The sequence below is a fragment of the Streptomyces sp. NPDC001599 genome (assembly GCF_042893535.1).
Classification (GTDB): Bacteria; Actinomycetota; Actinomycetes; order Streptomycetales; family Streptomycetaceae; genus Streptomyces.
Genome location: NZ_JBIAVA010000011.1, coordinates 169,651 through 196,282, shown reverse-complemented (window position 1 = coordinate 196,282; position 26,632 = coordinate 169,651). Strand labels below are relative to the sequence as shown.

Sequence of the window (26,632 nt, the reverse complement as noted above, 5' to 3'; positions counted from 1 at the left end):
AAGAGACCGTCGCACTACGGTCCTTGGGCTCTACCCGGGGGATACTCGTGAACCGTATCACAAACTATTTGATGAGGTCTTTACCTCTGGGTGTGCTTGCTGTCACACATGAGAGTGACAGTGCGCGTTTGTGCAACTACGGCGCCAACTTGTCTGGTAATGCGGCATTTTCCGGTCCTACCTGGCCCGAGTACGGGGTCCGACGGCGGTCGCCCCGTTGACGCCCGAGACGCCCACGGTGACCGGAACCCTCTCCTCGTCCGCGACCGCCTCGTTCCCGGACTCGGACTCGGTGGCGGCGGACGCCGCCGCCCTGCGACGCCGGTAGCGCGGCGGCACCAGGCCCTCCGCCCAGCGCGGGGCGCGCGGGGTGAACCGCGGCAGCAGGAGCAGGACCAGGCCGATCGCGCTGAGGAAGACGACGCTCAGCACGATCCACATCGACGCCGCGTTCACGGAGTAGGCGAGCGCGCCGAACGCGATCAGCGCCGAGAAGAAGTACATGATCAGCACCGCCCGGCTGTGCGAGTGGCCGATCTCCAGCAGACGGTGGTGCAGGTGCCCCCGGTCCGCGGCGAACGGCGACTGGCCGCGCCAGGTGCGGCGCACGATGGCCAGGATCAGGTCGGCGGCCGGGATGGCGATGATGGTCAGCGGCATCACCAGCGGGATGTAGACCGGCACCATCTGGTGCACCGAGTTGCGCTCCGACCCGGAGAACAGGTTCATCAGGTCGGGGTCGACCTGTCCGGTGACCGAGATCGCGCCGGCCGCCAGCACCAGCCCGATCAGCATGGAGCCGGAGTCGCCCATGAAGATCCGGGCGGGGTGCATGTTGTGCGGCAGGAAGCCGAGGCACATGCCCATGAGGATGACCGCGAACAGCGAGGCGGGCGCCGCGGCCTCGATGCCGTACGAGTACCAGATCCGGTAGGCGTACATGAAGAACGCCGCCGCCGCGATGCACACCATGCCGGCCGCGAGACCGTCCAGGCCGTCCACGAAGTTGACCGCGTTGATGGTGATGACGACCAGCGCCACCGTCAGCAGGGTGCCCTGCCACTGGGTCAGCGCGACCGTGCCGACGCCCGGCACCGGGATCCACAGGATGGTCAGACCCTGCACCACCATCACGCCGGCGGCGATCATCTGGCCGCCGAGCTTGATCAGGGCGTCGATCTCGAACTTGTCGTCCAGGACACCGATCAGCCAGATCAGGGCGGCCCCGGAGAGCAGGGCGCGCGGCTCGTTGGACTTCTCGAAGACCTCGCTGAGGTTGGTGAGGTGGTCGGCGACCAGCAGGCCGGCGCACAGCCCGAAGAACATCGCGATCCCGCCGAGCCGCGGAGTGGGTTCCCGGTGCACGTCACGTGCCCGGATCTCCGGCATCGCCCCCGCCACGATCGCGAACTTCCGTACCGGCCCTGTCAGCAGATACGTCACCGCGGCCGTGATGCAGAGCGTCAGCAGGTATTCACGCACGGGCTTCCCCACAGGTCTCGCTGGCCATCCTCAACCCCACACCCTAGCGATGCGCACGGCGATGCGACGCATACGGTTGAGGACTTCCGGGTATCGACGATGGTTGCACGTGTGGCTGTGTACGCCTGTACGCCTACCCGCCCTCAGTCCGGGTACGGGGGGAATTCCGCGGTCAGGTCCCTTACGTCCGCCCGGGCCGCGGCCGGGTCCGTCGTCCCGCGCAGCACCCCGGCGACCAGCGTGGCCACCGCCCGCATCTCCCGCTCCCCCATGCCCTGGGTGGTGACCGCCGCCGTGCCCAGGCGCAGCCCGCGGGCGTCCGCGTGCGGCAGCGCGCAGCAGTCCAGGACGATCCCGGCCGCCGCGAGCAGCCCCCGTGCGGCCTTCCCGTCGACGCCGAGCGGGGCGGGGTCGGCGGTGAGCAGGTGGGTGTCGGTGCCGCCGGTGGTGACGACCAGGCCCTCGGCGTCCAGGTGGGCCGCGAGCGCCCGGGCGTTGGCGACCACCTGGTGGGCGTAGGCGGCGAAGGCGGGGGTCGCCGCCTCCCCGAAGGCGACGGCCTTGGCGGCGATGGTGTGCATCTGGGCCCCGCCCTGGGTGAACGGGAAGACGGCCCGGTCGACCCGTTCCGCCAGTTCGCTTCCGCACAGGATCATGCCGCCGCGGGGTCCGCGCAGCACCTTGTGCGTGGTGGCGCACACGATGTCGGCGTACGGCACCGGACTGGGCGCCGCTCCCCCGGCGACGAGTCCGATCGGGTGGGCGGCGTCGGCGATGAGGTAGGCGCCCACCTCGTCGGCGATGTCGCGGAAGGCGGCGTAGTCGAGGTGTCGGGGGTAGGCGATGGAGCCGCAGACGATCGCCTTGGGCCGGCGGGCGCGGGCCAGGGTGCGCACCTGGTCGTGGTCGATCAGCCCGGTCTCCGCGTCCACGCCGTAGCCGACGAAGTCGAACCAGCGGCCGGAGAAGTTGGCGGGCGAGCCGTGGGTGAGGTGGCCGCCGTAGGGCAGGCCGAGGGCGAGGACGGTGTCGCCGGGGCGCAACAGGGCGGCGTAGGCGGCCAGTACGGCGGAGGAGCCGGAGTGGGACTGCACGTTGGCGTGTTCGGCGCCGAAGAGTGCCTGGGCCCGCTGGGCGGCCAGCCGCTCGGCCACGTCGACGATCTCGCAGCCGCCGTGGTGGCGGGCGCCCGGGTAGCCCTCGGCGTACTTGTTGGCCAGCGGGGAGCCGAGGGCGGCGAGCACGGCGGGCGACGTGAAGTTCTCGGCGGCGATCAGCTGGAGGGTCGTCGACTGGCGGCGGCCTTCGGCGAACAGGATCTCGGCCAGCTCGGGATCCTGGCGCAGCAGGACTCCGACCGAACTGTCATCGGCCTCGATGATCTCGTGGGTGACCGACATGGTGCGCTCCGGGCATGCGTCGACGGTGACGTAGCACCAATGTAGGCCCGCCACGACGAAGACGCCCGGTGTGCGCGGATCGGGGCCCGCATCCGCGCGGGAGCCCTCGTCGACGCCATCACCACGGGAGCCCCGCCCCGGCCGGCCTCAAGCCCGCGTCAGGAGCACCGCGACGCCATCACCACGGGGACCCCGCCCCGGCCCGCCTCAGGCCCGTGCCGGGACCCCGGTCAGCGCCGTCACCACGGGGTCCAGGGCCTGGTGTATCTCGTCGCCGATGGAGCGGAAGAAGGTCAGCGGGGCGCCGTACGGGTCGTACACCTCGTCCGCCTCGACCGTGGGGGCGAGGAGCCACCCGCGTAGAGCTGCCGCGGCGCGGACCAGGGCGCGGGCGCGGGTGACCACGCCGTCCTCCAGGGGAGGGAGCGTCGCCGGGTCGATGGCGTTCACCAGGCGGGTGAACTCCTTCAGGGTGAAGGTGCGCAGGCCCGCGGAGTGGCCCATGGAGATGACCTGGGCCCGGTGGTCCCGGGTCGCGGTGAGGACCAGGTCGGCGCGGATCACGTGCTCGTCGAGCAGCTCTCGGCCGGTGAAGCCGGCGGCGTCGGCGCCGAAGTCCGTGAGGACCGTCTCGGCGTTCGCCTCCATGGGCGCGCCCTCGTGGCCCCAGGTGCCCGCGCTCTCCACGATCAGGCCGCCGCCCAGCACACCGAGCCGCTCCTTCACCGCGTGCCGGGTCAGCCGCTCGGTGATCGGCGAGCGGCAGACGTTTCCGGTGCTGACGTGGAGGATGCGGAAGCTGTCGCGCGGGAGACCCACGAACGTGGTCGTGATCTCCGCGGCGCGTTCCCCGTTGCCTATGCCACGCCCCGTCTCAGGGGCCGTCAATTCGCCACCTCGAGGTCGGGTACCACCTTGCGCAGTTCCTCCGCCGACAGCGCGCCCGCGCGCAGCAGGACCGGCACCTCACGGGTGACGTCGACGATGGACGACGGGACGATGCCGGGCGTGGGCCCGCCGTCGAGGTAGACGGAGACGGAGTCGCCGAGCATCTGCTGGGCGGCGTCGCAGTCCTCGGGCGCCGGGTGGCCGGTCAGGTTGGCGGAGGAGACGGCCATGGGGCCGACCTCGGTGAGCAGCTCGATGGCGACCGGGTGCAGCGGCATGCGGACGGCGACCGTGCCCCGGGTCTCCCCCAGGTCCCACTGGAGCGACGGCTGGTGCTTGGCCACCAGGGTCAGCGCGCCGGGCCAGAAGGCGTCGACCAGCTCCCATGCCATCTCGGAGAAGTCGGTGACCAGGCCGTGCAGGGTGTTCGGCGAGCCGATGAGGACCGGGGAGGGCATGTTGCGGCCGCGCCCCTTGGCCTCCAGCAGGTCGCCGACGGCCTCCGCGGTGAAGGCGTCGGCGCCGATGCCGTACACGGTGTCCGTCGGCAGCACCACGAGCTCGCCACGGCGGACGGCGGACGCGGCCTCACGCAGACCGGTCACTCGGTCGGTCGCGTCGTTGGTGTCGTAACGCCGTGCCATTTAGCGGGCCTCCTCGTACACGTACTGCGGGGTGGGAGTCGTCGGGGTGTTCACGGCAGTGCCTTGCGGGCCGTCGCGAAACGAGGTCGGTTGTTGAGGTCGGGGTGGTCGGCCGCGTCGGCCCAGCCCCGCTCCTCGGTGAAGATCCACGGCACCTGGCCGCCCTGGGTGTCGGCGTGCTCGACGACGACCACGCCGCCGGGGCGCAGCAGGCGGTGCGCGGTGCGTTCCAGGCCGCGGATCAGGTCGAGGCCGTCCTCGCCGGAGAACAGGGCCAGCTCCGGATCGTGGTCGCGGGCCTCGGGGGCGACGTACTCCCACTCGGTGAGCGGGATGTACGGCGGGTTGGAGACCACCAGGTCGACCTGGCCGTCGAGGTCCGGGAAGGCCGTCAGGGCGTCTCCCTGGCGCAGGTCGACCCTGGACCCCTCCATGTTCCTGCGCGTCCACTTGAGGGCGTCCTCGGACAGCTCCACGGCGTGCACGCGCGAGCGCGGCACCTCCTGGGCGAGCGCGAGCGCGATGGCGCCCGAGCCGGTGCACAGGTCGACGATGCAGGGCTCGACGACGTCCATCGCGCGTACCGCGTCTATGGCCCAGCCGACGACCGACTCGGTCTCGGGGCGGGGCACGAAGACGCCGGGGCCGACCTGGAGCTCCAGGTAGCGGAAGTAGGCGCGGCCGGTGATGTGCTGGAGCGGCTCGCGCGCCTCACGGCGGGCGACGACCTCCCAGTACCGGGCGTCGAAGTCCGCGTCCGGCACGGCGTGCAGCTCGCCCCGCTTGACACCGTGCAGATACGCGGCGAGCTCCTCCGCGTCGGTGCGCGGCGAGGGCACGCCGGCGTCGGCCAGCCGCTGGGTGGCCTGGGCCACCTCCGCGAGCAGCAGGTTCACGCTGGTCCTCCGGGGCTGAGCTGGTCGTCCGGTACGGGGTGCGGGTACGGATGCGGTGCGGGGCGGTGCGGGGTGGGCAGGGCTCAGGCCGCGGCGAGCTTGGCCGCCGAGTCCGCGTCGACGCAGGCCTGGATCACCGAGTCGAGGTCGCCGTCCAGGACCTGGTCCAGGTTGTACGCCTTGAAGCCGACGCGGTGGTCCGAGATGCGGTTCTCCGGGAAGTTGTACGTGCGGATCTTCTCGGAGCGGTCGACGGTGCGGACCTGGCTGCGCCGGGCGTCCGCGGCCTCCTTCTCCGCCTCCTCCTGCGCCGCCGCGAGCAGCCTGGAGCGCAGGATACGCATCGCCTGCTCCTTGTTCTGCAGCTGGCTCTTCTCGTTCTGGCAGGAGGCGACGACTCCGGTCGGGATGTGCGTGATGCGCACGGCGGAGTCGGTGGTGTTGACGGACTGGCCGCCGGGCCCGGAGGAGCGGTAGACGTCGATGCGGAGGTCGTTGGGGTTGATCTCGACGTCGATCTCCTCGGCCTCCGGGGTCACGAGGACGCCCGCCGCGGAGGTGTGGATCCGGCCCTGGGACTCGGTCGCGGGGACGCGCTGCACGCGGTGCACGCCGCCCTCGTACTTCAGGCGCGCCCACACGCCCTGGCCGGGCTCGGTGGCGCCCTGGCCGCCCTTGGTCTTCACGGCGACCTGGACGTCCTTGTAGCCGCCCAGCTCGGACTCGGTGGAGTCGATGATCTCGGTCTTCCAGCCGATCCGCTCGGCGTAGCGCAGGTACATGCGCAGCAGGTCGCCGGCGAAGAGCGCAGACTCGTCGCCGCCGGCGCCGGCCTTGATCTCGAGGATGACGTCCTTGTCGTCGCTGGGGTCGCGCGGGACGAGCAGCAGGCGCAGCTTCTCGGTGAGCTCCTCGCGCTGCTTGTCCAGCTCCTTGACCTCGGCGGCGAAGTCGGGGTCGTCGGCCGCGAACTCGCGCGCGGTCTCCATGTCGTCGCCGGTCTGCTTCCAGGAGCGGAACGTGGCGACGATCGGGGTCAGCTCGGCGTACCGCTTGTTCAGCTTGCGCGCGTTCGCCTGGTCGGAGTGGACCGACGGGTCGGCGAGCTTCTTCTCCAGGTCGGCGTGCTCGGCGACGAGTTCCTCGACGGCCTCGAACATCTTGGGCTCCTGCTACTGCGTGGGAAAGGGAAGGCGGGCGACCAAAAACGCCGGTCCCGGCGCTCCCCGGGGTGGGGATGCGGCCGTGGACCGGCGGTTGGAGGCTCGCTACTTCTTGGAGCCGGCGGAAGCCTTGCCGAAGCGGGCCTCGAAGCGGGCCACGCGGCCACCGGTGTCGAGGATCTTCTGCTTGCCCGTGTAGAACGGGTGGCACTCGGAGCAGACCTCGGCGCGGATGGTGCCGCTCTCGATCGTGCTGCGGGTGGTGAACGACGCGCCACAGGTGCAGCTGACCTGCGTCTCGACGTACTCGGGGTGGATGTCGCGCTTCAAGGTGTCTCCTACTGTTCCGGGAGGGCGCCGGGTCGCAGCCGCGGGATGCGGGAGCGTGAACCGGAGCCGACGTACCAGTCTGCCAGGACTGGCGCCATCCCCCAAAACCGGGGGGCGGGGTGATCTATTCCCCGGCGTTGACGACGCCCTTCGCCTCACCGGTCGCCGTGCCCTCCGTGGCCGACTCCGGGATCGGGCGGTCGTTCTTCAGGGCCGTCCAGACCTGCTGGGCCTTGGCCTTCTCGACCAGGACGCGGTTGGCGTCGGCGGGGTCGTAGACCACCGGCATGGTGACCATGTGCATCTTGTCCGGGCTGATGCCCTTCAGGCCGCTCGCGAAGGACATCAGGGAGTTCACCGAGCCCAGGTCGGAGTCGGTGGTGACGGTCTTGGTGGCGGTGTCGGCGATGTCGTACAGCTTCTTGGGGTTGCCGAGCAGGCCGATGTCCTTGACCTGGTCGACCAGGGCCTTGACGAAGGCCTGCTGGAGCTGGATGCGGCCGAGGTCGGAGCCGTCGCCGACGCCGTGCCGGGTGCGGACCAGGCCGAGGGCCTGCTCGCCGTCGAGCCGGTGGGTGCCGGCCTGGAGGTCGAGGTGGCTGTCGGGGTCCTTGATGTCCTCGGTGGTGGTGACCTGTACGCCGCCGAGGTCGTCGATGAGGTTCTGGAAGCCGCTGAAGTCGACCTCCAGGTAGTGGTCCATGCGCAGGCCGCTGATCGACTCGACGGTCTTCACGGCGCAGGCGGCGCCGCCGGTGGAGTAGGCGGAGTTGAACATCACGCCGTCGGCGGCGGGGTGCTCGTCGCCGTCGGTGTCGGTGCAGTCGGGGCGGTCGATGAGGGTGTCGCGCGGGATGGAGACCACGCTGGCCTTCTTGTGGCCCTTGTAGACGTGCACGATCATCGCCGTGTCCGAGCGGGCGGTGCCGTCGTCGGTGCCGCCGCCGAGCTTCCTGTTGCCGCCGGAGCGGGTGTCGGAGCCGAGGACCAGGATGTTCTCGGAGCCGTTGTCGGCCTTCTCGGGCCGGTCGGCGCCGAGCGCCTGGTCGATGTCGACGCTCGTGAGGTTGCCGTTGAGCTTGAAGTACAGGACTCCGGCTCCGGTACCGCCGAGGACCACGATGCCCGCGGCGCTCCAGGCCGCGACGAGCAGGGCCTTGCGCCGCTTGGCCGTGGGCTTGCGGCGGCGGCCCTTGCCCCGGCGGCCGGGGCCGGGGGTGCGGGACTGGCCGGGGCCGGGTATCGCGGGATCCGGCGTGCTCTCGGCGGACATGGGCTCCTCGGTGTTCGTCCGGTCGGTTACCCCCTGCGCTCAGGGTCGGGTCGGTCGGCTCCGGTGGTCGGCGCCGGTACCTCACCATGGTCCCTCCGTAGCTCAGACGGCGGAACTCGGGACAGGGTTGCACAACGGTCTGTGGCGACCCGGTGGGGAATCGGTGACGGAGCGTGTTCGGCGTGCGCTGCTCCGCCTCGCTGACCTGGGCATCCGCGAGCACCGGCCCGGACCCGCCGGAACCCCGCCCGGGCCGGTCCGTGTGGCGAAGGTCGCAGGTGGAGGCCGTGGGTGGGGGGCCGTGGGGTGGGGGCCGGAGGCAGGCACAGGCACCGGTCCGGCGGCTGTCCATGACGAAGGGGCCGCCCCCGAAGCGGAGGCGGCCCCTGAGATGCGCGGCGGTGACTCAGTCGCCGTTGCCGGGCGTCGGGGTCGTCTTCTGGATCTGCATCAGGAACTCGGCGTTCGACTTCGTCTGCTTCATCTTGTCGAGGAGCAGTTCGATCGCCTGCTGCTGGTCGAGCGCGTGCAGCACGCGGCGCAGCTTCCAGGTGATGGCGAGCTCGTCGCTGCCGAGCAGGATCTCTTCCTTGCGGGTGCCGGACGCGTCCACGTCCACCGCCGGGAAGATGCGCTTGTCGGCGAGCTTCCGGTCGAGCTTGAGCTCGGCGTTGCCGGTGCCCTTGAACTCCTCGAAGATGACCTCGTCCATGCGGGACCCGGTGTCCACCAGGGCGGTGGCGAGGATGGTCAGCGAGCCGCCGTCCTCGATGTTGCGGGCCGCACCGAAGAAGCGCTTCGGCGGGTACAGGGCGGTCGAGTCGACACCACCGGACAGGATGCGGCCGGAGGCCGGGGCGGCGAGGTTGTACGCACGGCCCAGACGTGTGATCGAGTCGAGCAGCACGACGACGTCGTGACCCAGCTCCACCAGGCGCTTGGCGCGCTCGATGGCCAGCTCGGCGACCGTGGTGTGGTCCTCGGCCGGGCGGTCGAAGGTCGAGGAGATGACCTCGCCCTTCACCGACCGCTGCATGTCGGTGACCTCTTCCGGACGCTCGTCGACCAGGACGACCATCAGGTGGCACTCGGGGTTGTTGTGCGTGATCGCGTTGGCGATCGCCTGCATGATCATGGTCTTGCCGGTCTTCGGCGGGGCCACGATCAGACCGCGCTGCCCCTTACCGATCGGCGCGACCAGGTCGATGATGCGGGTGGTGAGAACGCCCGGGTCCGTCTCCAGACGGAGGCGGTCCTGCGGGTACAGCGGCGTCAGCTTGTTGAACTCCGGCCGACCGCGGCCGTGTTCGGGCGCCATGCCGTTGACCGAGTCCAGGCGCACCAGCGCGTTGAACTTCTCGCGCCGCTCGCCCTCCTTGGGCTGGCGCACGGCACCGGTGAGGTGGTCACCCTTGCGCAGGCCGTTCTTGCGGACCTGGGCGAGGGAGACGTACACGTCGTTGGGGCCGGGCAGGTAGCCGGAGGTCCGGATGAACGCGTAGTTGTCGAGGATGTCGAGGATGCCGGCGACCGGGATGAGGACGTCGTCCTCGTTGATCTGCGGCTCCTGGATCTCGTCGCGCCCGCGACGGCCCCGGCGGTCCCGGTAGCGGCCGCGGCGGCCCCGACGGCCGCTGCCGTCGTCGTCGTAACCGTCGTCGTGCTGCTGACGGTCCTGGCGTCCGCCGCCCTGCTGCTGACGGTCCTGGCGACCGCCGCCCTGGTTCTGCTGGTCGTCGCCCTTGTTGCGCCGGTCGCGGCCGCGGTCACCGCGCTCGCCACGGTCACCGCGCTCGCCACGGTCACCGCGGTCGCCACGGTCACCGCGGTCGCCGCGCTCGCCGCGGTCACGGCGGTCGCGGCGGCGGCCGTCGCCGCCCTCACCGTCGGAACGGGCGTCGCCCTGACCCTGCTGGTGGCCCTGCGTCTGCTGCTGCGACTGCTGCGGGGCCGACGTGTCGGCCTTCGGCTCGGCACGGGTCTCGACGGCCACCGTCGTGTCGGTGGCGGACGGGCTGCCCGCGTCGGAGGTGGCCCGGCGACGACGGCGCTCGGAGGGGGCGTCGTCGGCGGCCTGCTCGGCCGAGGCGTTGACCTTGGGGGACGGCTGACCGGGGATGTCGATCTGCTGCTGGGCGGCCTTGTCGGCGGCCGCCTTGTCCGCCTTCTTGTCGGCCTTGCCGGCCTTCTCCGCCCGCTCCGCCTTCTCGGCGGGTGCCTCGTCGCCCGTACGGGTCCGGGAGGTGCTGCGGCGCTTCGGCTTGGTCTCGCCGGCGGTGTCCGCGGCGGCGGGCGCGGCCTTGGCGGGGGCTCCCCCCGCGGCCTGCGCCTCCTTGATGACCTCGATCAGCTGGCTCTTGCGCATACGCGCGGTGCCCCTGATGCCGAGGCCGGATGCGACCTGCTGCAGCTCGGCCAGCACCATGCCCTCGAGGCCGGTACCGCGGCGCCGCCGGGAGCCGGCACCGGTGGCAGGCGCGGAGGCGTCCGTGGCGGGCGCGGCAGCGGTCTCCTCGACACGTGCGCCCATCAGATCGGTGGTGTCGCTCACGAAGGGTCCTTCCCTGGAGCGGACGTCGGCCTGTCTGGCTCGGCGACCGGTTGTGCTGTCCGGCTTCGGTCCTTGCTGTGTGAACCGTGCCGGGGCGGTGGTCCGCCTGAACGGCGGAAGAGATATCTGGTGATGGCGCTTCCCCTAGCCGTGGCACCCGGTGTCTGTGTCATGCGGCGTGGTCGCACCGGTTCCGAAACTCCCCCAGCGGGGGTAACCCCCACCGGTGGGCCGCTCAATGCCCGTGTCGGCCGTACTGATCACGTACGACATCCACTGCAGAATGCGGCTTGGGGGGCTCCCGGAAGAATGTCTGTCCCGGACGGGGACACGAGGCACCTCGCCATGGTGGGGTCGGGTGCAGACTTGAGGTTAACACTACCGGATCCAACAAACATTCCCCCTCTCGAAATCCGGCAACCGTCCGCGTCAGGTGTCGCTGGCGGTCGCCAGAGGCAGGACGGTCGCGCCCTGCTGGTCCAGGCCGAGCCGGTTGGCCGCCCAGTCCGTTCCGGCCAGCGCCTCGACCTTGTCGGCCGTGTCGGCGTCGGCCAGTGCCATCACCGTGGGTCCGGCACCCGAGATCACCGCGGGGATGCCGTCGCCACGCAGCCGTTCCACCAGCGCCGTGCTCTCCGGCATGGCCGGCGCGCGGTACTCCTGGTGCAGGCGGTCCTCGGTGGCCGGCAGCAGCAGCTCGGGGCGCCGGGTGAGGGCCTCGACGAGCAGCGCGGCGCGGCCGGCGTTGGCGGCGGCGTCGACGTGCGGGACGCTGCGCGGGAGCAGTCCGCGCGCGGTCTGGGTCAGTACCGGCTTTCCGGGCACGAAAACCACCGGAACGATGGAATCGGAGGGCTCCATCCTGATCGCCCGGGCGGCGCCGGACTCCATCCAGGAGAGGGTGAATCCGCCCAGGAGACAGGCCGCCACGTTGTCGGGGTGGCCCTCGATCTCGGTGGCGAGGTCGAGCAGCGCGGCGTCGTCGAGGCGGGCCTCGCCGCCTATGGTCACCGCGCGCGCGGCGACGATGCCCGCGCAGATGGCGGCGGAGGAGGAGCCGAGGCCGCGGCCGTGCGGAATGCGGTTGGCGCAGACGATCTCCAGGCCGCGCGGCTGTCCGCCGAGCAGGTCGAAGGCGGTGCGCAGGGAACGGACGAGGAGGTGCTTCTCGTCGCGCGGGAGGGTCTCGCTGCCCTCACCCGCGATGTCGATGTGCAGCCCGGAGTCGGCCACCCGGACGACCACGTCGTCGTACAGACCCAGCGCGAGGCCCAGGGCGTCGAAGCCCGGACCGAGATTGGCGCTGGTGGCGGGGACGCGCACCCTGACGGCGGCGGCGCGGAACGCTGGACCGGCCATCGCTCGATGACTCTCCTTGAGCTGCGTGATTGTCGAATGACATTCGATGACGACGACGATGACGTACAGAACCCTGGGCGCGACCGCGGAGACGGCGCGGTACCGCGGCATATGCGGCAGGCGGGTTAGGTACAGCCTATCGAAGGAAGGTTCTGTGGCGACATAGGGCGCACAGGAGGCGCACGATGCGTGTCGTAAGCCCCCTGTGCACCCCCCATAAGTGACTTTCCCGGCCGGACGTCGCCTACGCCCTCCTGCGCCGGGCGCCTTTCACCGGCGCGGCGCTCAGACCAGCCCGAGCCGCTCGGCCGCCGTCGCCGCGTCGACCGGGACGGTGACCGGCTGCGGGGCGCCGGCGACGGCCCAGTCCGGGTCCTTGAGCCCGTTGCCGGTGACGGTGCACACGATGCGCTGCCCCGGGTCGACCTTGCCCTGCTCGGCGGCCTTCAGCAGACCGGCCACCGACGCGGCGGACGCGGGCTCCACGAAGACGCCCTCCTGCGAGGCCAACAGCCGGTAGGCGCGCAGGATCTCACGGTCCGTCACCTCGTCGATGGCACCGCCCGACTCGTCCCGCGCGGCGAGCGCGAAGTCCCACGAGGCGGGGTTGCCGATCCGGATGGCGGTGGCGATGGTCGACGGGTCCTTGACGACCTCGCCGCGCACGATCGGGGCGGAGCCGGAGGCCTGGAACCCCCACATGCGGGGCTTGCGGGTGCTGACCCCGTCGGCGGCGTACTCCTGGTACCCCTTCCAGTACGCGGTGATGTTGCCCGCGTTGCCCACCGGGAGCACGTGTATGTCGGGCGCGTCGCCGAGCATGTCCACGATCTCGAAGGCGGCCGTCTTCTGCCCCTCGATACGGACGGGGTTGACCGAATTGACCAGTGCCACGGGGTAGTTGTCGCTGAGCGCGCGGGCCAGCGTGAGGCAGTCGTCGAAGTTGCCGTCGACCTGGAGGATCTTCGCGCCGTGCACGAGGGCCTGGCCCATCTTGCCGAGCGCGATCTTGCCCTGCGGCACGAGCACGGCGGAGACCATGCCCGCGCGCACGCCGTAGGCGGCGGCGGAGGCGGAGGTGTTCCCGGTGGACGCGCAGATGACGGCCTGCGCGCCCTCCTCCTTCGCCTTGCTGATGGCCATGGTCATGCCGCGGTCCTTGAAGGACCCGGTCGGGTTCGCCCCCTCGACCTTGAGGTGGACCTCGCAGCCCGTGCGCTCGGAGAGCACCTGCGCGGGCACGAGCGGGGTGCCGCCCTCGCGGAGCGTCACGACGGGCGTGCTGTCGGAGACGGGCAGCCGGTCCCGGTACTCCTCGATGATTCCGCGCCACTGGTGGGTCATTGCTCGTTACTCTCCTTCAACCCGCATGATGCTGGCGACACCCCGCACGGTGTCGAGCTTGCGCAGCGCCTCGACCGTACCGCCGAGGGCGGCGTCGGACGCGCGATGGGTGACGACGACGAGGGATGCCTCGCCGTCCTTGCCGGACTGCCGCACGGTGTCGATGGAGACACCGTGCTCCGCGAACACGGTCGCGACCTGGGCGAGCACGCCCGGTTTGTCGGCCACGTCGAGGCTGATGTGATAGCGCGTGACGACGTCGCCCATCGGGGAGACGGGCAGCGCGGCGTACGCGGACTCACCGGGTCCGGTCGCTCCGCCCAGCCGGTTGCGGCACACGGCCACCAGGTCGCCGAGCACGGCGGACGCGGTCGGCGAACCGCCGGCGCCGGGCCCGTAGAACATGAGCTGTCCGGCGGCGTCGGACTCGACGAAGACCGCGTTGTACGCCTCGCGGACATTGGCCAGCGGGTGGCTGAGCGGGATCATCGCGGGGTGCACGCGCGCGGTGACCGATCCTCCGTCCGCCGCCCGCTCACAGATGGCGAGCAGCTTGATGGTGCAGCCCATCTCCTTGGCGGAGGCGAAGTCGGCGGAGGTGACCTCGGTCATGCCCTCGCGGTAGACGTCGTCGAGGCGCACGCGCGTGTGGAAGGCGATCCCGGCGAGGATGGCGGCCTTGGCGGCGGCGTCGAAGCCCTCGACGTCGGCGGTCGGGTCGGCCTCGGCGTACCCGAGGGCCGTCGCCTCGTCGAGCGCCTCCTGATACCCGGCCCCGGTCGAGTCCATGGCGTCGAGGATGAAGTTGGTCGTGCCGTTGACGATGCCGAGCACCCGGTTGACCTTGTCGCCGGCCAGCGACTCGCGCAGCGGCCGGATCAGCGGGATGGCACCGGCGACGGCGGCCTCGTAGTACAGGTCCTTGCCGTGCTCGTCGGCGGCGGCGTGCAGGGCGGCGCCGTCCTGGGCGATGAGCGCCTTGTTGGCGGAGACCACGGAGGCGCCGTGCGCGAAGGCGGTGGTGATGAGCGTCCGCGCGGGCTCGATCCCCCCGATCACCTCCACCACGACGTCGATGTCCCCGCGCTTGACCAGCGCGGTGGCGTCGGTGGTGACGAGGGCCGGGTCGATCCCCTCCCGCACCTTGTCGGGCCGCCGTACGGCGACGCCCGCGAGCTCCACCGGGGCCCCGATCCGGGCGGCGAGGTCGGCGGCGTGCGTCGTCATGATGCGCGCCACCTCTGAGCCGACCACTCCACAGCCCAGCAGCGCCACCTTCAGCGGACGCGTACGCATCATCCGACCTCGTTTCCTCATACCGTCTACGGTTGGACCAGTCTCACGCACCGGACGGGATTTTCTGCCTTTCGTCCGGATCGTGAGACGTTTATTTCATTTTCGGATGGGGTGCGGACCGAAAGATCTTCACCCGCCCCCTCCTCTGCCTCCCTCGGGCGTCACCCGACGTCGAGACGCAGCAGATCCTCCTCGGTCTCCCGCCGCACCACGACCCGCGCCGCACCGTCCCGCACCGCGACGACCGGCGGCCGCAGCGCGTGGTTGTAGTTGCTGGCCATGGAGCGGCAGTACGCCCCCGTCGCCGGTACGGCGATCAGGTCACCGGGTGCCAGGTCCTGCGGCAGGAAGGCGTCCTTGACCACGATGTCCCCGCTCTCGCAGTGCTTGCCGACGACGCGCACGAGCATCGGCTCGGCGTCGGAGGTGCGGGAGGCGAGGGCGACGCTGTACTCGGCGTCGTACAGCGCGGTCCGGATGTTGTCCGACATCCCGCCGTCGACGGAGACGTAGGTCCGCAGCCCGTCGAGGGGCTTCACGGTGCCGACCTCGTACAGCGTGAAGGCGGTCGGCCCCACGATGGCCCGCCCGGGCTCGACGGAGATGCGGGGGGTGGCGAGCCGGGCGGCCTCGCACTCCCGCGTCACGATCTCGGTCAGCGCCTTGGCGATCTCGTGCGGCTCGCGGGGATCGTCGTCACTGGTGTACGCGATGCCGAGCCCGCCCCCGAGGTCGATCTCGGGCAGCTCGACACCGTGCTCGTCCCGGATGTCCTTGAGCAGCCCCACGACCCGGTGCGCGGCGACCTCGAACCCCGACATGTCGAAGATCTGCGACCCGATGTGCGAGTGGATCCCGATGACCTCGAGCCCGTCCAGCTGAAGCGCCCGCCGCACCGCTTCGGCGGCCTGCCCGCCGGCCAGCGGAATCCCGAACTTCTGGTCCTCGTGGGCGGTGGCGATGAACTCGTGCGTGTGCGCCTCGACCCCGACGGTGATCCGGATCTGCACCCGCTGCCGCCTGCCGAGCGACTGGGCGACGTGCGCGACCCGCACGATCTCCTGGAAGGAGTCGAGCACGATCCGCCCGACCCCGGCCCGGACGGCCCGCTCGATCTCCTCCGGCGACTTGTTGTTGCCGTGGAAGGCGATCCGCTCGGCGGGCATCCCGGCGGAGAGGGCGGTGGCGAGCTCGCCCCCCGAACACACGTCGAGGTTGAGCCCTTCCTCGTCCAGCCACCGCACGACGGCGCGCGACAGGAAGGCCTTCCCGGCGTAGAAGACGTCGGCGTCGTCGCCGAACGCGGTGCGCCACGCCCGCGCCCGCTCCCGGAAGTCGGCCTCGTCGAGGACGTAGGCGGGGGTGCCGTACTCCTCGGCGAGCTGTGTGACGGCGATCCCGCCGACGGTGACGACCCCGTCGGCGTCCCGCCCCACGGTGCGGGCCCAGACCTTGGGATCGAGGGCGTTGAGGTCCTCGGCCGGGGCGGTGTAGTGCCCCTCGGGCAGGACATCGGCGTGACGGGGCCCGGCGGGGTGTGCGGAACGGCTCATGGCGTCTTCCGTGCTCTCTCAGAGGTGTTCGGGTGCGTCGATGCCGAGCAGGGACAGGCCGCCGGCCAGCACCGCCCCGACGGCTTCGGCGAGGGCCAGCCGGGCGCGGTGGACGGCCGAGGGTTTCTCCCCGCCGCGGGGCAGCACGGTGGGCAGGAACGGCAGCGCGGCGTCGGCGAGGGTGACGAGGTGCCGGGCCAGCCGGTCGGGGGCGCGGTGGTCGGCGGCGGCGGCAAGGACGCGGGGGTGGTCGGCGAGGGCGGCGAGGAGGTCGCGCTCGGTGACGGGGCCGGGAGCTGCGGCGAACCCGAGGTCGGCGGCGTTCCGAGCGGCGGCACGGGCACGGGCACGGGCGTACCGCACCCGGAAGAGGGGGTTGCTCTCCCGCTGGACGAGGTGCTGGTCGCCGACGCTGGGCCGGTCGTGGGCCGCGGGGTGGAGCAGGGCCCAGCGTCCGGCGTCGCGCCCGAGGGCGAGGAGACCGGCGGAGGTGGACGCGGGTACGGGAGCGGGCCGGACGTTGACGGGCAGCTCGGCGGGCGCGGTCCCGACGGCGTCGACCATGACCCCGAGGACGGCCGTCCAGTCGGGCTCGACCCGCTCGGCGCTGAGCCGCACCAACGCCCCTTGCGCTCGCAGGAGCCGCGCCGAGACCTCGCCGACGACGACGGCACGCACCTCGTACGGACAGTGCAACTGCACGACACGCCCGTCGGGCCCGTCGGCATAGCCGTACCGCTCCCCGCGGCTCAGGATCTCGCCGACGACTCCGGCGGCGGAGGCGGCGCGGTCGAGGCTGATGTTGAGAAACCCCGGCCCGGTGAGTACGACGTCGGTGATGCCGTCCGTGCCCATGAGATAGGGCCGCAGCACCTCGGCGACCTCCAGGGGCGGCTGCCCGGCCGGGCGGGCCAGCTGGAGGGCGATGCCGGTGGCGTAGTCCCCGCACCCGCCGGGTCCCGGCGGCGCGACCACGGCACGCGTCGGCACGGCCACGCTCAGCTCCCCCGCGTCGACGGCGCGACGCACCGCGTGCAGCACGGTGCGGGAGAGCTCTACGGGTGTCACGGGACAAGCGTATGGGAGGAAGGGGGTGGGGAGGCGAACCGATTTGCACCGGTCCCGGGATATGGACGAGCCGGCAGCCCGAGGGGACGGGACCGGACCCGAACACGGCCGGGCCCCCGATCACGCCTGCGCGGACGCCCCACTCTCCCCGGCGAGCCCACGCACCCGCGGCGGCGATTCCCCAGCCCCGGCAGACGACGGCCCAGAACCGGGTCCGGGCGCCCCGTTGAGAACGGTGGACCCACTGCTCTTCCGCTCCACCAACTGCCGCACCAGACCGACCAGCTCGGCGGGCTCGAAGGGCTTGGACAGAAAGGCGTCGGCCCCGGCGGCGAACCCCGCGTCGACCTCGTACTGCGTACAGGCGCTGACGATCGCGATCGGAAGGTCCCGGGTCCGCGGATCGGCACGCAGCCTGGCGGCGGTCCTGAGCCCGTCCAGCCGAGGCATGACCACGTCCAGCGTCACGGCGTCGGGCCGCACCTGATGGACGACTTCCAGACACTCGGCACCATCGCCCGCGGTCACGACCTCGAAGCCCTCCAGCTCGAGGTTGACCCTGATCAGCTGCCGGATGACCTTGTTGTCGTCCACAACAAGAATCCGGCCGGACGCCCTAGGCACAACTCGAGAGTAGGTCCGGACCGGCCACCGCGTCCGGGTTTTCCCGACTTCCGCCCCCTGCGGGTGACAACGCCCTGCACGGACCCCGTCACGACCCGCGAAAACCCGTTCATGACCACCCCGGACGAGCTGGTAGTGTTCTACCCGTCGCCGCGAGCAACACCGAACGCGACGGACACGCCCCCGTAGCTCAGGGGATAGAGCAACGGCCTCCGGAGCCGTGTGCGCAGGTTCGAATCCTGCCGGGGGCACTTCCGGAATAGGGTCCTGGCCTGCATATGCACAGGTGAGGGCCCTATTTGCATGGGGCAACGCAGCAACCGCCGGTATGCCTCCTTTTGCGACATCGCTCCGACCTCGTTCCATACCGTCCGCTTGGGAGGATGAAAGGTAGGATAGATGGCATGAGTGAGCCTACCGGCAAGTACTCGATCACCATGCCGCGTGACATCGCGGAAGCCGCCAAGGCCCGCAGTGGGCCCTCTGGGCTGTCCGCCTACGTGGCCGCGGCCGTGGCCCGTCAGATCGAACGGGACAACCTCAACGAACTGATCACCGTCGCCGAGGCCGAGCACGGCCCCGTCTCGGACGAGGAAGTCCAGGCCCTGCGCGATCAGCTCGCCCAGGCACGACGCGAGCAGGCACAGCACGGGTCGAGCGCGGCGTGAGCCGGTCCCCCGCGGTTCCCGGCGGCACCCTCGTCCTCGACAGCGAAGGACCGGCCAGGGCCGTACTGCGCGACCGCGCGGTCACCGGCTGGCTCGCTCTTGCTCGCGCCGACGACCTCCGAGTGATCACGTCGGCGGCCACCCTGGTCGAAGTGGTCCACCCGCGCATCAACCGCCCGGCGATGGCTTGGACTCTCTCCCGCTTGGTCGTCGAACCGATCACCGAGCCGATCGCCCGCCACGCCGCCGCCCTCCTCGCCGACGCCGGCCTTCACGGCCACAAGTACGCCATCGACGCCATGCTCACCGCCACCGCCCTGGCCTCGCCAGGTCCGGTCACGATCCTCACCTCCGATCCAGAGGACCTCACTGTCCTTTGCGGCGGACGCGCGACCGTAATCAAGATCTGACCGCTCCGGCGGTCCGGCCCTGCTGGCTGGGTGGAGTGCCGTTGGCCGGGAGTGGGGTCTGCGTTCCCCAGTCCCACAGGGCCTGGAGGACGGGGCCCAGGCGGCGGCCGGTTGGGGTGAGGGTGTAGTGGACGCGTGGGGGCCAGGCGGGGTGGCGGTGGCGGTCGACGACTCCGGTGCGGGTGAGCTGGGCCAGGCGGTCGGACAGCACCTTGTCGGAGAGTGCGGGCAGGGCGGCGCGCAGTTCGCTGTACGAGCGGTCGCCGCGCAGCAGTTCGCGGATCACCAGCGTCGTCCAGCGGCCTTGGAGGGCAGCCAGGGTGATCTCCACCGGGCACTCGGGAGTGGGTGTGGTGACGTGGGCGCGCGGGTCGTCGGGGAGTCCCGCCGGGTGACCAACCGTTCGGTGAGTCACGAGATCGCCTCCTAGCGTGGGATCGCCTCCTGGCGTTGGGGGCGATGGCTCGATTGTCCCGGTGCGGAAGGAAGTCTGTCGATCATGCGAGAGTTGGCCGATCGGCCCGAAGACGTGCCCGCGGTGTTCGCCGAGCGGTTCAACAGCGGTGACGCCGCCGCGTTGGCGCAGGTCTACGAGGATGCTGCCCTGCTGGTGCCGCAGCCGGGGACGGCGGTGACCGGTGCGGAGTTGCACGTCGCGAACGGCCGGTTGCAGGGGCTTGGCGTGCCTATATCGGTTCGTGTGCGGCATGTGTATCGCCGTGGGGGTCTGGCGCTGCTGATCGTCGACTGGGTCATCGACGGGGTCGGCCGGGAGGGGGAGGTCGTGCACGTGGAAGGTACTGCCACCGATGTCGCGCGGCGGGGGCCGGACGGTCGTTGGCGGTATGTCATCGACAATCCCTTCGGGACCCTGGTGCTCCGGGAGGAGCCATGTCCGCCGGGTGGGTCCGGGTCGTAGCCTGGAGCGGTGGAACGGATTCTTGTCAGTGCCTGTCTGCTGGGCAGGCGGGTTCGGTATGACGGGGGTGCCAAGCCGGTCGGTGACGAGGTCGTCGTGCGGTGGCGGAGCGAGGGGCGGGTGGTCGTCTTCTGTCCGGAGGTGTCCGGCGGGTTGCCCGTGCCGCGCCCGGCGGCGGAGATCGTGGGCGGTGACGGTGACGGTGTTCTGGACGGAGTCGCCCGGGTGCTCACCGGGTCGGGCGAGGACGTCAGCCGGCAGTTCGTTCGCGGTGCCCGGCTTGCGCTGGACGCGGCTCGTGCGGCCGGGGTCCGCGTGGCGTTGTTGAAGGAGTCCAGCCCCTCCTGCGGCTCTCTCCGCGTCTATGACGGGCGGTTCGCGGGGACACGGGTACCGGGTCACGGCGTGACCACGGCGCTGCTGAGGCGGGCGGGGGTGCGGGTGTTCGGCGAGGGGCAGGTTGCCGAGGCGGCGGACTGCCTGCGTGAACTCAAAAGCACCGGCGCCTTGCGCTGACCGGGGCCTCGCTGACCAACACCACTCGCTGGCGGGGCCTCAAGATCAGTCCCACTCCCACGCCAGGCCCACGATGCCCGGGCTGGAATTCTGCTCCCGTCGGGTGGGCGCTGTGTTGACTTGTTCCTCGGGCTGAAGCCCGAGGATTCTGGCCTTCCCGGCCGAGCTCAGTGCCGCTACGCGGCACGGGGGTCGGTCGGGAGTCCGTGGCTTCCTGTTTCTTCGCGCTGTGCCGGGATCGCTCCTGGTCTCACCGGCGCTCCGCAGGCCGATGCCGCCAGTCCGGCGGCCTGTTTGACGTTGATCGCGGCGTTGTGGTCCCGGTCGTGGATGCTGCCGCCGCTGGGCTGTTGGTCCGCCGGCGGCGGCTCGCCGGGAGGTGAGCCGGGCCTGAGCCGACGGGCCGACGGCCCCCGACGGCGGCCACGGGGGTCGGGGGCCGTCAGCGCGGGAGCTCGGTGAGCGCTTCCGCCAGGGGCTTGCGGGTCAGGTCCGGGACCTCGCAGTCGGGCGCCGCGTAGCCGACGGGGAAGAGGATGTAGGGGCGTTCGTTGCCGGGGCGTTCGCAGATCCTGGTGAGGAAGGCCATCGGGTTGGGCGTGTGGGTGAGGGTGCTCAGGCCCATCGCGTGCAGGGCGGTGATGAAGAGGCCGCAGGCGATGCCCACGCTCTCGTTCACGTAGTAGTTCTTGCGCAGTGAACCGTCCGGCAGCGCGGTGCTCTTCTCGGCGAAGCAGACCACGATCCACGGGACGACGTCGAGGAAGCCCTTGTCGGAGTCCGTTTCGAGGCGGGCGAGCGCGGCGCGCCACTCGGGCGGGATGCGCCCGCCCTCGTAGTTGACCCGTTCCTCCTCCTCGGCGGCGACCCGGATGCGGTGCTTGGTCGCGGCGTCGCCGATCACGGCGAACTTCCACGGCTGGAAGTGGGCGCCGGAGGGTGCGGTGTTGGCCGCGGCGACGGCGAGGTCGACGCACTCGCGCGGGACCGGCTCGTCGCTGAAGAACCGCACGCTGCGCCTGCGGTCGACGAACGACACGAAGTCCCGCCCTCGCCGGATCATTTCGGCCTCGTCGTACCGGTCGGGGCGGTAGGGGACGAACGGGTGCGTGTGCTGCCTCACGGAACGGGTCTCCTCCTGGACGGGAGCACATAGGGTGGGACGGGGAGTGCCCAATGGGCAACAGAGGCATCCGTAGGCTGTCGATTTGGCAGCTGAAATGGGATCGGGCTGCCCTTCGGGTAGCAGATCGGCAGGTACGGTGGCACGACAGGGGCTGGACCAGCTCGACGGCCGGATGCTGCGGCTGCTGCGGGAGCGTCCGCGTGAGGGCCTGCTGGAGATCGCCCGTCAACTCGGGGTGGCTCGCGGCACTTTGCAGGCGCGGCTCGACCGGTTGACCGGATCCGGGGTGGTGACCGGCTACGGGCCGGACATGGACGTCGCCGCCCTCGGGCACGTGGTCCAGGCGTTCACGACGTTCGAGGTGGACCAGCCGGCCCGGGAGGCCATCGCCGCGCGGTTGCGAGCCGTGCCGCAGATCCTGGAGGCGCACGTCGTGACGGGCCCCGGCGACATCTGGTGCCGTATCGCGGGCACGAGCAACCAGCATGTGCAGCAGGTGATCGACCAGGTGCTGGAGGTGCCGGGGGTGCGGCGCAGTGCGACGGTCATCGCCCTCGGCGCCGTCGTTCCCTACCGTGTCCAGCCCCTGGTCGACGAGGTGTCCAGCCTGTCGGAGCCACGCCGGGGCTGACGGCGCAGTTCCGCGGGCCAGCCCTCGGGCCTCTCGGGACGCCGGCCGGACTAGCGGCGTTCAGCCCTGCCAGATCTCCCCGATGCGTCCCGCGTGGGCCGCGCCCTGGCGCCGGCCCTCCCGTGCCGCCCCGGGGATGCGGGAGGCGTCCAGGGCGTTGCGGCCGAAGGCGCGGCGGGCTTCCCGGTCGGGGGTCAGCAGGGCGACCCGGGTTCCGTGCGAGGCGAGGGTCTCGGCCTGGGTCCGCGCGCTCGGGCTCGCTCCCGCGCCCTTGGGGATCGGGGCCAGCACGACGACGCGCGCGCAGTCGTCGACCAGGTCGGCGTTGGTCGTGGAGCGGACGCCGCCGTCCATCCAGCGGCCCGGACCGATGCCGATCGGCGGGAAGAGGGGCGGCAGTGCGCAGGTCGCCGACATGGCGTGCAGCAGGTCGACCCCGCTGTCGGCGTCGAAGGCGGTCGGTTCACCGGTGAGCGCGTCGACGGCGAACATCCGGACGGTCCTGTCGGGCCAGTCCCGGACGGGGAGTTGGGCGCCGATGGCGTCGAAGACCGCGGTCTGCGGCACGTCGCGCACGGAGAGCGCCAGCCTGCCGATGCGCCTGACCACCGTGTCCGGGTCGCGCGAGCCCAGCGCGGCCCACAGGTACCTGACCGTCATGCCCAACGTGAAGTCCACGTCCAGCATGGCGCGTTCGCGGTTGAGCTGCTCCTTGTAGAGGTCGGCCGGGGCCGAACCCCTGGCCAGGTCGAGCGCCAGCAGCGAACCGGCCGACGTGCCCGCGAGGACGTCGGCGTCCGTGAGATCCACCCCCGCGTCGGCCAGTCCCGCCAGGACGCCGATCTGCCATCCGTACGCGGTCAGGCCGCCCCCGCCCAGCACCAGCGCCGTATCCGCCATGTCCGCCACCCCTCCCGCACTGGGGACCCATATACTGGGGACCACTCCCCGTTTCACTGCCGAGCGCGACGCTAGCAGGTAAACGGGGAGTGGTCCACGTTTGGGGTCGTCCGTGCCGCACTCAGCCGCGGGCCAGTACCGTCCCCACCACCTGGCGCAGCATCGACTCCGGGTCGGGGGCGGGGCCCGGGGAGCGCCAGGCCACGAAGCCGTCGGGGCGGACCAGGACCGCGCCGCCGCGGGTCACCCCGTGGGCGCGCGCCCAGTCGGTCTCCTCGTCGTCCGGGACCAGGTCGGCCCCGGGCGTCCCGCCCACGCGGTACGACTTCAGCGGCACCCGCATCGAGGCGGCCACCCCGGCGGCCGCCTCGTGCCAGCCGGTGGGCTGGGCGGCGTCGCTGAGCAGGACGAGGGAGTCCTCGTAGAGGTCCAGGGTGGACAGGCGGTCCTGGCCCCGGCGCACCCAGAGGTGGGGGGCCCGGCTGCCGGGCGCTCCGGTGAGGTCGAGGCCCTCCGGGACCACCGGGGTCGCCGGGTCGGCGCCGACCACCGCGCCCCGGGGGTAGCGGTAGCCGAGGGCGACGTTGAGGATGCCGCGCTGCGGGCCGCCACCGGGACCGCCACCGGGACCGCCACCAGGCGCACCGCCCGCACCACGAGGACCACCGGGACCACCAGGACCACCGGGGCCGCCGAGTCCGCCAGGACCACCGGCGCCGCCAGAGCCGCCAGGGCCGCCAGAGCCGCCAGGGCCGCCAGGGCCGCCAGGCCCACCGGGCCCACCGACCGCACCCTCGGGAGCACCGGCGCCCGGACCACCGCCCCCCACGACCGGCGGCGGCGCGAAGCCCGGGTGGCTGTGCTCGACCGAGCGGTGAGCGGCGCGGGCGCTGGTGGCCTCCGCGACCGGGCGCCGTTCCGTGTCGTAGGTGTCCAGCAGGGCCTCGCCCGCCCAGCCCTCGAGCACCGCGGCCAGCTTCCAGGCGAGGTTGTGGGCGTCCTGGATGCCGGTGTTGGAGCCGAAGGCGCCGGTGGGGGACATCTCGTGGGCCGAGTCGCCGGCCAGCAGCACGCGGCCGGAGCGGTAGCTGCGGGCGACGCGCTGGGCGGCGTGCCAGGGGGCCTTGCCGGTGATCTCGACGTCCAGGTCCGGGTCGCCGATCGCGCGGCGGATGTGGGCGGCGCAGCGCTCGTCGGTGAAGTCCTCGACGGTTTCGCCCTGTTCGGGGTGCCAGGGGGCGTGGAAGACCCAGTTCTCGCGGTTGTCGACGGGCAGGAGGGCGCCGTCGGCGTTCTCGTCCGTCAGGTAGCAGACGATGAAGCGGCGGTCGCCCACGACGTCGGCGAGGCGACGGGAGCGGAAGGTGATGCTGACGTTGTGGAAGAGGTCGCCGGGTCCGCTCTGGCCGATGCCGAGCTGTTCGCGGACGGGGCTGCGGGGGCCGTCGGCGGCGACCAGGTAGTCCGCGCGGATGGTGGTGTGCTCGCCGGTCTCCCGGCTCTTCACGATCGCCGTGACGCCTTCGGTGTCGGCCTCGAAGGAGAGCAGTTCGGTGCCGAAGCGCAGGTCGCCGCCGAGGTTCGTGGCGTGCGTGAGGAGTTCGGGCTCCAGGTCGTTCTGGCTGCACAGGCACCACGAGCTGGGGCTGAAGCGGGCCAGTCCGCCACCCGGGTCGATCTGCTTGAACAGCCACTCCCCCGCGTCGCCGGCCAGGGTCGGCGCCTGGAGGATGCCGTGGTTGTCGGCCAGCGTGGCGGCGGCCCGGCGGATGTCCGGCTCGGTGCCGGCCACCCGGAAGATCTCCATCGTGCGGACGTTGTTGCCGCGCCCGCGGGGGTGGATGGAGGTGCCGGCGTGCCGTTCCACCAGGGTGTGCCGGACGCCCAGCCGGCCCAGGAACACCGACGTCGACAGGCCCACCAGGGACCCGCCGACGACCAGGACCGGGACGCGGTGGGTCCGGTCGCCCCCGGGTGCGGCGCCGCCGGACCGGTCGGCTCTTTCGTTCATGGTTCGTCCTCCGTTGTACGACAGGTATGCGTCAGGTGTTCGTCAGGGATGCGTCAGGGATGCGTCGGGGACGCGTCGGGGATGCGAGAGGGGTCCGACTGGCGTGCGCCGGGGTCTTCATGCATGCCCCGTACGGCCCGTCGAGGCCCGCGGCGGCGCAGGCTTCACCCGCTTAACCCTCCTGGTTCGCGGACCCCGCGGGCACGGCCCACGATCGTGCTTACGCGACCGTCGCACCCCGCCGGCCTGGCGGGCGCCGCCGACGATCGCCCAGTCCACGAGGAAGACCGGAGAAGAGGTGGGCCGGATGACGGTCTCTCCCGTCGTAGCGACGGATGCCCCGACCACGGACGCGACGCAGGCCACGGCGACGTCGGCGACGTCGCCCGCCGTGGCGACGGACGCCGGTGGCGTGTCGATATCCGCGTTCGACGGTTCCCGCGTGCGGGTCGTCCTGATGCTGGACGTCCACGACGGAATGCAGCAGGAGTTCCTGGACGCCTACGAGCGCATCCGCGACCGGGTCGCCGCCGTTCCCGGACACGTCAGCGACCAGCTGTGCCAGTCCCTGGAGAACCCGACCCAGTGGCTCCTCACCAGCGAGTGGGAGAGCGCCGCACCCTTCCTGGCCTGGGTCAACAGCGACGAGCATCTGGACACCGTGGAGCCGCTGGCGACCTGCGTCCGTGACACCCACTCGCTGCGCTACAGCGTCCTGCGGGAGACCGACGGCGGGCGGCCGGCGCCCGGTGAGCCGCGTTCGGCGCCCCGGATCGGGGACAACGTCGTACGCCACGCCCTGACCTTCACCGTACGGCCCGGTACCGAGGCCGAGACCGCCCGGCTGCTGTCCGAGTACGTGTCGCCCGAGGCCCACGTGGACGGCTCCACGCGGCTGCTGCGCACCTCGCTCTTCATGTCCGGCAACCGGATCGTGCGGGCCGTGGAGGTGCGCGGCGACCTGCAGACCGCGTTGCGCCACGTCGCCCGGCAGCCCGGGGTGCGGGCCGTCGAGGAGGCGCTCAACCCGTACCTGGAGCAGGACCGGGACCTCGGTGACCCGCAGTCCGCCCGGCGGTTCTTCACCCGGGCCGCCATGCCGGCCGTCCACCACACGACGTCGCCCGACCGGGCGGGCGCGCGCCGGCAACGGCTCGCGCTGCTCTACCCGGTACGCGACGGCGCCGGTCCGGAACTGGCCCGGCTGCTGGCCCGTCAGGACGCGTCGGCCGCGCGGAACCCGGACGGCCCGGAGCTGGCGGCCACCGTCTTCCACCGCGACGACCTCGTCGTACGGCTCGTCGACGTGGACGGCGACCCCGAGGACGCGCCCGCCGAGGTGCTCGGCCTGCACGGCCAGGGCGCCGCGGATGCCGAGCGGCTGCTGGACGCCGCCGCGGTCGGCGTCGACGGGTCGCCGGCCGAGGCCGCGACGCTGTCCCGGCTGCTGCGCCGGATCCGTATGACGCCGCTGACCGACCGGCGTTCGGCCGGTTCCTGAAGCACGCCTCCCGACCGCGCGGCCGGCCGGGCCCGACGGCGTGCCCGCCGGGCCGCGCGACCATCCCCGCCGACCCCGC

At 71.8% G+C, this 26,632-nt stretch carries 25 protein-coding genes and 1 tRNA gene; 7 read left to right on the top strand and 19 right to left on the bottom strand.

Annotated features, from left to right (window positions below):
- Window positions 1–177 precede the first annotated feature (177 nt).
- From ACFYZ3_RS26905 to ACFYZ3_RS26835, 15 genes are all read right to left on the bottom strand, one after another.
- Window positions 178–1,482 carry an MraY family glycosyltransferase gene (locus ACFYZ3_RS26905; protein WP_388522622.1) on the bottom strand — a complete coding sequence of 435 codons (1,305 nt, stop codon included), beginning with the start codon at window positions 1,480–1,482 and terminating at the stop codon, window positions 178–180.
- 143 nt (window positions 1,483–1,625) lie between these two features.
- Window positions 1,626–2,882, bottom strand: coding sequence for a serine hydroxymethyltransferase (gene glyA / locus ACFYZ3_RS26900; RefSeq protein WP_388522620.1), 1,257 nt, complete (start codon window positions 2,880–2,882; stop codon window positions 1,626–1,628).
- A 207-nt stretch (window positions 2,883–3,089) separates the two neighbouring features.
- Window positions 3,090–3,770: a protein-tyrosine-phosphatase gene (locus ACFYZ3_RS26895; protein WP_361004482.1), complete on the bottom strand. Its 681-nt coding sequence runs from the start codon at window positions 3,768–3,770 to the stop codon at window positions 3,090–3,092.
- Window positions 3,767–4,414 carry an L-threonylcarbamoyladenylate synthase gene (locus ACFYZ3_RS26890; RefSeq protein ID WP_030187245.1) on the bottom strand — a complete coding sequence of 216 codons (648 nt, stop codon included), beginning with the start codon at window positions 4,412–4,414 and terminating at the stop codon, window positions 3,767–3,769. The genes ACFYZ3_RS26895 and ACFYZ3_RS26890 overlap by 4 nt, the downstream gene beginning before the upstream one ends.
- Before the next feature lie 50 nt (window positions 4,415–4,464).
- A complete protein-coding gene (prmC, locus tag ACFYZ3_RS26885) occupies window positions 4,465–5,310 on the bottom strand; it encodes a peptide chain release factor N(5)-glutamine methyltransferase (RefSeq protein ID WP_356862829.1) in 846 nt (281 codons plus the stop codon).
- An 83-nt stretch (window positions 5,311–5,393) separates the two neighbouring features.
- Window positions 5,394–6,470: a peptide chain release factor 1 gene (prfA, locus tag ACFYZ3_RS26880; protein WP_282084365.1), complete on the bottom strand. Its 1,077-nt coding sequence runs from the start codon at window positions 6,468–6,470 to the stop codon at window positions 5,394–5,396.
- A 108-nt stretch (window positions 6,471–6,578) separates the two neighbouring features.
- On the bottom strand, window positions 6,579–6,803 hold the full coding sequence (gene rpmE, locus ACFYZ3_RS26875) for a 50S ribosomal protein L31 (RefSeq protein WP_003973638.1): 225 nt from the start codon (window positions 6,801–6,803) through the stop codon (window positions 6,579–6,581).
- A 124-nt stretch (window positions 6,804–6,927) separates the two neighbouring features.
- Window positions 6,928–8,076: an LCP family protein gene (locus ACFYZ3_RS26870; protein WP_388522616.1), complete on the bottom strand. Its 1,149-nt coding sequence runs from the start codon at window positions 8,074–8,076 to the stop codon at window positions 6,928–6,930.
- Between the two features lie 406 nt (window positions 8,077–8,482).
- Window positions 8,483–10,627: a transcription termination factor Rho gene (gene rho, locus ACFYZ3_RS26865; protein ID WP_388522614.1), complete on the bottom strand. Its 2,145-nt coding sequence runs from the start codon at window positions 10,625–10,627 to the stop codon at window positions 8,483–8,485.
- 429 nt (window positions 10,628–11,056) lie between these two features.
- The gene (gene thrB / locus ACFYZ3_RS26860; RefSeq protein ID WP_011030204.1) at window positions 11,057–11,986 is read right to left on the bottom strand and encodes a homoserine kinase; all 930 of its coding nucleotides are present in this window, start codon (window positions 11,984–11,986) and stop codon (window positions 11,057–11,059) included.
- Between the two features lie 285 nt (window positions 11,987–12,271).
- The gene (gene thrC / locus ACFYZ3_RS26855) at window positions 12,272–13,330 is read right to left on the bottom strand and encodes a threonine synthase (RefSeq protein ID WP_319707402.1); all 1,059 of its coding nucleotides are present in this window, start codon (window positions 13,328–13,330) and stop codon (window positions 12,272–12,274) included.
- Between the two features lie 6 nt (window positions 13,331–13,336).
- Window positions 13,337–14,629 carry a homoserine dehydrogenase gene (locus ACFYZ3_RS26850; protein WP_189283905.1) on the bottom strand — a complete coding sequence of 431 codons (1,293 nt, stop codon included), beginning with the start codon at window positions 14,627–14,629 and terminating at the stop codon, window positions 13,337–13,339.
- Window positions 14,630–14,787: 158 nt separating this feature from the next.
- The gene (gene lysA, locus ACFYZ3_RS26845) at window positions 14,788–16,179 is read right to left on the bottom strand and encodes a diaminopimelate decarboxylase (protein ID WP_388522610.1); all 1,392 of its coding nucleotides are present in this window, start codon (window positions 16,177–16,179) and stop codon (window positions 14,788–14,790) included.
- An 18-nt stretch (window positions 16,180–16,197) separates the two neighbouring features.
- Window positions 16,198–17,247 (bottom strand): ArgS-related anticodon-binding protein NrtL, encoded by a 1,050-nt coding sequence (gene nrtL / locus ACFYZ3_RS26840; protein WP_388522607.1) that lies wholly within the window; start codon window positions 17,245–17,247, stop codon window positions 16,198–16,200.
- Window positions 17,248–17,367: 120 nt separating this feature from the next.
- Complete coding sequence (locus tag ACFYZ3_RS26835) at window positions 17,368–17,871, bottom strand: response regulator (protein ID WP_388522605.1); 504 nt, start codon at window positions 17,869–17,871, stop codon at window positions 17,368–17,370.
- Window positions 17,872–18,050: 179 nt separating this feature from the next.
- Between ACFYZ3_RS26835 and ACFYZ3_RS26830 the strand changes: the two genes are divergently transcribed.
- The 3 genes from ACFYZ3_RS26830 to ACFYZ3_RS26820 all read left to right on the top strand — a co-directional run bounded on the left by ACFYZ3_RS26830 (window position 18,051) and on the right by ACFYZ3_RS26820 (window position 18,949).
- Window positions 18,051–18,122 (top strand) — tRNA-Arg (locus ACFYZ3_RS26830).
- Window positions 18,123–18,275: 153 nt separating this feature from the next.
- On the top strand, window positions 18,276–18,539 hold the full coding sequence (locus ACFYZ3_RS26825) for a CopG family transcriptional regulator (RefSeq protein ID WP_387062283.1): 264 nt from the start codon (window positions 18,276–18,278) through the stop codon (window positions 18,537–18,539).
- Window positions 18,536–18,949: a DNA-binding protein gene (locus ACFYZ3_RS26820; RefSeq protein ID WP_388522602.1), complete on the top strand. Its 414-nt coding sequence runs from the start codon at window positions 18,536–18,538 to the stop codon at window positions 18,947–18,949. Before ACFYZ3_RS26825 ends, ACFYZ3_RS26820 begins: the two co-directional genes overlap by 4 nt.
- Here ACFYZ3_RS26820 and ACFYZ3_RS26815 read toward each other — a convergent pair.
- A complete protein-coding gene (locus ACFYZ3_RS26815; RefSeq protein WP_388522599.1) occupies window positions 18,939–19,364 on the bottom strand; it encodes a winged helix-turn-helix transcriptional regulator in 426 nt (141 codons plus the stop codon). The genes ACFYZ3_RS26820 and ACFYZ3_RS26815 overlap by 11 nt on opposite strands.
- 84 nt (window positions 19,365–19,448) lie before the next feature.
- Between ACFYZ3_RS26815 and ACFYZ3_RS26810 the strand changes: the two genes are divergently transcribed.
- Together ACFYZ3_RS26810 and ACFYZ3_RS26805 are read left to right on the top strand one after the other, a co-directional pair.
- On the top strand, window positions 19,449–19,868 hold the full coding sequence (locus ACFYZ3_RS26810; RefSeq protein ID WP_388522596.1) for a YybH family protein: 420 nt from the start codon (window positions 19,449–19,451) through the stop codon (window positions 19,866–19,868).
- 9 nt (window positions 19,869–19,877) lie between these two features.
- Complete coding sequence (locus tag ACFYZ3_RS26805) at window positions 19,878–20,384, top strand: DUF523 domain-containing protein (RefSeq protein ID WP_388522594.1); 507 nt, start codon at window positions 19,878–19,880, stop codon at window positions 20,382–20,384.
- A gap of 442 nt (window positions 20,385–20,826) precedes the next feature.
- Here ACFYZ3_RS26805 and ACFYZ3_RS26800 read toward each other — a convergent pair whose 3' ends face one another.
- Window positions 20,827–21,507 (bottom strand): nitroreductase family protein, encoded by a 681-nt coding sequence (locus ACFYZ3_RS26800; RefSeq protein ID WP_388522591.1) that lies wholly within the window; start codon window positions 21,505–21,507, stop codon window positions 20,827–20,829.
- A gap of 139 nt (window positions 21,508–21,646) precedes the next feature.
- On the opposite strand from ACFYZ3_RS26800, the gene ACFYZ3_RS26795 reads away from it, so the two are divergent.
- Window positions 21,647–22,141: an Lrp/AsnC family transcriptional regulator gene (locus ACFYZ3_RS26795; protein ID WP_388522588.1), complete on the top strand. Its 495-nt coding sequence runs from the start codon at window positions 21,647–21,649 to the stop codon at window positions 22,139–22,141.
- A gap of 60 nt (window positions 22,142–22,201) precedes the next feature.
- Here ACFYZ3_RS26795 and ACFYZ3_RS26790 read toward each other — a convergent pair whose 3' ends face one another.
- Window positions 22,202–23,041, bottom strand: a complete 840-nt coding sequence (locus ACFYZ3_RS26790; RefSeq protein WP_388522585.1) for a patatin-like phospholipase family protein — start codon at window positions 23,039–23,041, stop codon at window positions 22,202–22,204.
- Window positions 23,042–23,162: 121 nt separating this feature from the next.
- Window positions 23,163–25,052, bottom strand: coding sequence for an FAD-dependent oxidoreductase (locus tag ACFYZ3_RS26785; RefSeq protein WP_388522582.1), 1,890 nt, complete (start codon window positions 25,050–25,052; stop codon window positions 23,163–23,165).
- 307 nt (window positions 25,053–25,359) lie between these two features.
- On the opposite strand from ACFYZ3_RS26785, the gene ACFYZ3_RS26780 reads away from it, so the two are divergent.
- A complete protein-coding gene (locus ACFYZ3_RS26780; RefSeq protein ID WP_388522579.1) occupies window positions 25,360–26,553 on the top strand; it encodes a SchA/CurD-like domain-containing protein in 1,194 nt (397 codons plus the stop codon).
- The last annotated feature ends 79 nt before the right edge of the window (window positions 26,554–26,632 follow it).